The organism is Citreimonas sp. (assembly GCF_042096055.1).
GTDB lineage: Bacteria > Pseudomonadota > Alphaproteobacteria > Rhodobacterales > Rhodobacteraceae > Citreimonas.
Genome location: NZ_JBELMH010000006.1, coordinates 64,838 through 69,769, shown reverse-complemented (window position 1 = coordinate 69,769; position 4,932 = coordinate 64,838). Strand labels below are relative to the sequence as shown.

Annotated in this window: 6 protein-coding genes; 4 read left to right on the top strand and 2 right to left on the bottom strand. The window is 67.6% G+C overall.

All coding sequences use genetic code 11. The features are described from left to right. The 4 genes from ACFDTC_RS03150 to ACFDTC_RS03135 all read left to right on the top strand — a co-directional run. On the top strand, positions 1–144 hold a 144-nt coding region (locus ACFDTC_RS03150), incomplete at its 5' end, for an aldehyde dehydrogenase family protein (protein WP_375257419.1). 217 nt (positions 145–361) lie between these two features. Next, positions 362–1,543, top strand: a complete 1,182-nt coding sequence (locus tag ACFDTC_RS03145; protein ID WP_375257412.1) for an aspartate aminotransferase family protein — start codon at positions 362–364, stop codon at positions 1,541–1,543. A gap of 56 nt (positions 1,544–1,599) precedes the next feature. After that, the gene (argF, locus tag ACFDTC_RS03140) at positions 1,600–2,529 is read left to right on the top strand and encodes an ornithine carbamoyltransferase (RefSeq protein WP_375257411.1); all 930 of its coding nucleotides are present in this window, start codon (positions 1,600–1,602) and stop codon (positions 2,527–2,529) included. A 101-nt stretch (positions 2,530–2,630) separates the two neighbouring features. Next, on the top strand, positions 2,631–3,083 hold the full coding sequence (locus ACFDTC_RS03135; RefSeq protein WP_375257410.1) for an NUDIX hydrolase: 453 nt from the start codon (positions 2,631–2,633) through the stop codon (positions 3,081–3,083). A 69-nt stretch (positions 3,084–3,152) separates the two neighbouring features. Here the strand turns inward: ACFDTC_RS03135 and dctP are convergent, their stop codons facing one another. Both dctP and ACFDTC_RS03125 read right to left on the bottom strand, forming a co-directional pair. Further along, positions 3,153–4,217, bottom strand: coding sequence for a TRAP transporter substrate-binding protein DctP (gene dctP, locus ACFDTC_RS03130; RefSeq protein ID WP_375257409.1), 1,065 nt, complete (start codon positions 4,215–4,217; stop codon positions 3,153–3,155). Positions 4,218–4,275: 58 nt separating this feature from the next. Continuing rightward, on the bottom strand, positions 4,276–4,932 hold a 657-nt coding region (locus tag ACFDTC_RS03125; RefSeq protein WP_375257408.1), incomplete at its 5' end, for a TRAP transporter large permease subunit.

Sequence of the window (4,932 nt, the reverse complement as noted above, 5' to 3'; positions counted from 1 at the left end):
GAAAGCCGCGGCCCCGGCGCGCCCTTCGGCGGCATGAAGATGTCCGGCAACGGCCGCGAGGGCGGCTCGTGGGGCATCCACGACTTCGTCGAGGTCAAGGCCGTCTCGGCCTGGGACGTGACCGCACCGCAAGCGGCCGAATGAGCCACGGCGCCGTCCCCTCGGGGGCGGCGTCTGCGCTTTTCCCTTGCGTCATGCGTCAAAGCCGCTAAGAGCGATGCCATGAAAACGCACGCGACCACCCGACGAGCCTGAGCTCTCCTTCCGCGCCCTCCGGGTGCGGCCGTCGCCTTCGTTTTCCGCTTTCCCGATACCTCCGGTGCCCCGCGCACCCCGGGACAACCCCCGAAAGGATACCGCCATGATCCCGTCCGTCCTGCCGACCTACAACCGCGCGCCGCTCAGCTTCGTGAAAGGCGAAGGCGCTTGGCTGATCGAGGCCGACGGGCGACGCTTCCTGGATCTCGGGGCGGGGATCGCGGTCAACGCGCTGGGCCACGCGCACCCCGCGCTGGTCGCCGCGCTGACCGAACAGGCGAACGCGCTGTGGCACGTGTCGAACCTCTACCAGATCCCGCAGCAGCAGAAGCTCGCCGACCTGCTGGTCGAGAACACCTTCGCCGACACCGTGTTCTTCACCAATTCCGGGACAGAGTCCTGCGAACTGGCCGTCAAGATGGCGCGCAAGCACTGGTACGAGAAGGGCCAGCCAGACAAGACCCGCATCGTCGCGTTCGAGGGCAGCTTCCACGGCCGCTCCTCCGCCGGCATCGCCGCCGCCGGGTCCGAGAAGATGACCAAGGGCTTCGGCCCGCTGCTGCCGGGCTTCACGCATCTGCGCTGGGGGGACCACGACGCGCTGCAGGCGCTCGACCTGACGGACGTGGCCGCGATCCTGATCGAGCCCGTGCAGGGCGAAGGCGGCATCCGCCCGCTTCCCGACCAGTGCCTGAAGGGCCTGCGCAAGCTCTGCGACGACAACGGCGTGCTGCTGATCCTCGACGAGGTGCAGTGCGGCATGGGACGGACCGGCCGGCTCTTCGCGCATGAATGGGCGGGGGTGACCCCCGACATCATGATGGTCGCCAAGGGCATCGGCGGCGGCTTCCCGCTGGGCGCTGTGCTGGCGACCGAGGATGCGGCGTCGGGCATGACCGCGGGCACCCACGGCTCGACCTACGGCGGCAACCCGCTGGCCTGCGCGGTGGGCTGTGCCGTGATGGCGCATGTGGCCGACCCCGAGTTCCTGTCCGGCGTGAACGCCCGCGCCGGCCTCTTCCGCCAGCGGCTCGAAGGGCTGGTCGCCGCGCACCCGGACGTCTTCGAGGGCGTGCGCGGCATGGGCTTCATGCTGGGGCTCAAGTGCCGCGCGATGAACGCCGACGTGGTCAAGGCCGGCTATGACGCACAGGTCATCACCGTGCCCGCCGCCGACAACGTGGTGCGCCTGCTGCCGCCGCTGAACCTGACCGAGGACGAGATCGCCGAGGCGATCGCCCGCCTCGAGACGGCCGCCACCGCGCTGGAGAAGGCCACCGCCTGACCCGGTCCCGAACGACCAGGGGCCGCCGCGCCCCCGCCCGACGAAAGCACGTTGCGATGAACCACTTCCTCGACATCCACAAGATGGACAAGACCGCCCTGCGGGGCATCATCGACCAGGCCCGCGCCATGAAGGACGCCCGCGACGGCCAGCCCAAGGCCGCGCCCGACGCCGACCAGCCGCTGGCCGGCCGCATGGTCGCGCTGATCTTCGAGAAGCCCTCGACCCGCACCCGCGTCAGCTTCGACGTGGGGGTGCGCCAGATGGGCGGTCAGACGATGGTGCTGTCGGGCAGCGACATGCAGCTGGGCCACGGCGAGACCATCGCCGACACCGCCCGCGTGCTGTCGCGCTACGTCGACCTGATCATGATCCGCACCTTCGACGAGACCGTGCTGGAAGAGATGGCGGAATACGCCAGCGTCCCGGTGATCAACGGGCTCACCGACCGTACCCATCCCTGCCAGATCATGGCCGACATCCTCACCTACGAGGAACATCGCGGGCCCATCGCCGGCAAGAAGGTCGTCTGGTCCGGGGACGGCAACAACGTCTGCGCCTCCTTCCTGCACGCCGCGGGGCAGTTCGGCTTCGACCTGACCTTCACCGGGCCGGTGCAACTCGACCCCGAGATGGAGTTCGTCGGCTGGGCGCGCAACGCGGGCTCGACCGTCACGATCGAGCGCGACGCCGAGAAAGCCGTGCAGGGCGCCGACCTGATCGTCACCGACACCTGGGTGTCGATGCATGACAGCCAGTCCTCAAAAGAGCGGCGCCACAACATGCTGCGGCCCTACCAGGTCAACGCCCACCTGATGGCGCAGGCCAAGCCCGACGCGCTGTTCATGCACTGCCTGCCGGCTCATCGCGAGGAGGAAGTCACCTCCGAAGTAATGGACGGCCCGCACTCGGTCATCTGGGACGAGGCCGAGAACCGGCTGCACGCCCAGAAGGCGATCATGCGCTGGTGCCTGGGGCAGGCGTGACGCCGCGGAGCACGTAAAAAGCGGTTGCGAAGCCGATGAATCGGCTTATTTATTCAGCATGCCTACACGTGCCGATTGATAGAAGGCCAAGAATGCCGCAAATGGGCGAGCAGATTGCCGCGCTTCCCCTGCGCTGGGAGGACGACGGAACGGTAAGCGTGCTGATGGTGACATCGCGCGACACCGGCCGTTGGGTCATGCCCAAGGGCTGGGAGATGGACGGCAAGAAGCCCTGGGCCGCGGCCGAGATCGAGGCGCTGGAAGAAGCCGGCGCCAAGGGCCATATCGGCCGCGACTGTATCGGCACCTACCGCTACCCTAAAATCCTCGACGACGGGCGGGTGATCCCCTGCACCGTGCGCGTCTACCCGATGGTCGTGGAAAAGCTGCTGCGCGACTGGAAGGAACGCAAGCAGCGCGTGCGCAAGTGGTTCACGCCCAAGGCCGCCGCCAAGCGGGTCGACGAACAGGAACTGTCCGACCTGCTGATGAGCCTGCACAAGAAGCCCGCCCGGCAGCCGGCGATCCGCACGCTGATGAACGCGGCCGGCTAGGCCAGCACCGCGCCGCACGGGCGTGGTCCGGGGCAGGGCGCGCATCCCGCAGACGCGCGCCCCCGTCGCTCACTCGATCGCGGCGCCGCGGACTTCTTCCAGCTCGGCCTCGACCTCGGCCACCGCCGCGGTCAGCGCGTCATAGGCTTCCTGGCCACCCTCGACATTGCTGGTGAACCACTCGAAGACGGGCTGCGCGGCCCGCTTGAAGGCTTCCTTTTCCTCGGGCGTCGGCACGTAGAGATCGCCGCCGCCGCCGACGAAGTCCTCGTAGGCCTGGATCGACTTGCGCTTGGGGCTGGCGAAAGTCGCCTGCTGCAGCTGGTAGAACCCGTCGACCACCACACGGCGCAGCTCGGGCGGCATCGACATGAACTTCTCGTCGTTCATGAACCACAGAGCCGCCATGTAGGCGTGCCCGTCCAGCGTCAGGTATTGCAGGCCGGCATCGGGGAACTTCATGCCCATGATGTCGGTGATGCCGTTCTTGGTGCCTTCCACGACCCCGGTCTGAAGCGAGGTGAAAAGCTCGGGCCACGGGATCGGCGTGGGCGAGGCTCCCAGCGCGCGGGTCAGCTCCTGCGGCAGGTCGGCCACGACCGTGCGGATCTTCAGGCCTTCAAGGTCCTCGGGCGTCTGCACGCGGCGCTGGGTGTTGGCGAAGTTGCGCCAGCCGCCGGTGTTGCCGATGGTCATCAGCCGGATCGCGCCGCCGGACGTTTCCTTGACCATGTCCTGCATCGTGGTCATGAACGGGCTGCCGGATTCCAGCACCGCCTCGGCGACGCGGTCGTCGGCCATCAGGTAGGGCAGGTCCAGCACCTGCACGAATGGAAAGATCCCCGCCGTGCCGCCGCTGGTCGAGATGAAGATGTCGATCGAGCCGTCGGCCACGCCCTGCATGCACTCGGTCCCGTTCGAGCAGAGCTGCGTGCCGATGAACAGCTCGACCTCGATCGCGCCGTTGCTGGCCTGCTCGACGTAGTTTTCGAACACCACGAGGCCGTCGTAATCCTCGTCGGCCTCGTTGGAATTCGCCGTGGCGCGCAGCGTGAACTCCTGCGCCACCGCGGCGGTCGCACCTCCGATGGCGAGCGTCGCGATCATCGCGGCGCGGGTCAGTCCTTTCAGCATGGTCTCTCTCCCTTTTATGCTTCTTCGGTGCTTTGGGGCCGTGCGGCCCGGTGGTCGGTCAGTCCGCGAACCCGGTGAGGCGCGGTATGGTCATGGATATCTCGGGGATGAACGTTATCAGGAAGATGACGATGATCTCGACCAGCAGGAACGGCAGGATCGCCTTGGCGATGGTCTCGACCCGCTCGCCCGACACGCTGGAGGCCACGAACAGCACCAGCCCCATCGGCGGCGTCGCCAGCCCCACGGTCAGGTTCACCGACATGATGATGGCGAAGTGGATCGGGTCGATCCCCAGGTCGACGAAGATCGGCCCCAGGATCGGGCCCAGGATGATGATCGCGGGGCCCGCGTCGAGGAACATGCCCACGACGAACAGCAGAAGGTTGATCAGGAACAGCAGGATCAGCGGGTTCTGCGACAGCGCCAGGATCCAGTCGGCCAGGATCTGCGGCGCGTAGGACAGCGACACCACGGTCTTGAACGCCATCGCGGCACCCACCAGCAGCAGCACCACCGCGCTGGTCATCGCGGCACGCATGAACACGTCCGGCAGGTCCGACGCCTTCAGCGTGCGCAGCACCACCATGCCGATCAGGATCGCGTAGGCCACCGCCACCGCGGCCGCCTCGGTGGGCGTGAAGACGCCCAGCAGGATGCCGCCCAGGATGATCACCGGCGTCAGCAGCGGGAAGAACGCCTTCAGGCTTGCCTG

Coding starts and splice junctions, on each gene's coding strand:
- ACFDTC_RS03145 (WP_375257412.1), top strand. CDS start 362: ATGATCCCGTCCGTCCTGCCGACCTACAACCGCGCGCCGCTCAGCTTC.
- argF (WP_375257411.1), top strand. CDS start 1,600: ATGAACCACTTCCTCGACATCCACAAGATGGACAAGACCGCCCTGCGG.
- ACFDTC_RS03135 (WP_375257410.1), top strand. CDS start 2,631: ATGGGCGAGCAGATTGCCGCGCTTCCCCTGCGCTGGGAGGACGACGGA.
- dctP (WP_375257409.1), bottom strand. CDS start 4,217: ATGCTGAAAGGACTGACCCGCGCCGCGATGATCGCGACGCTCGCCATC.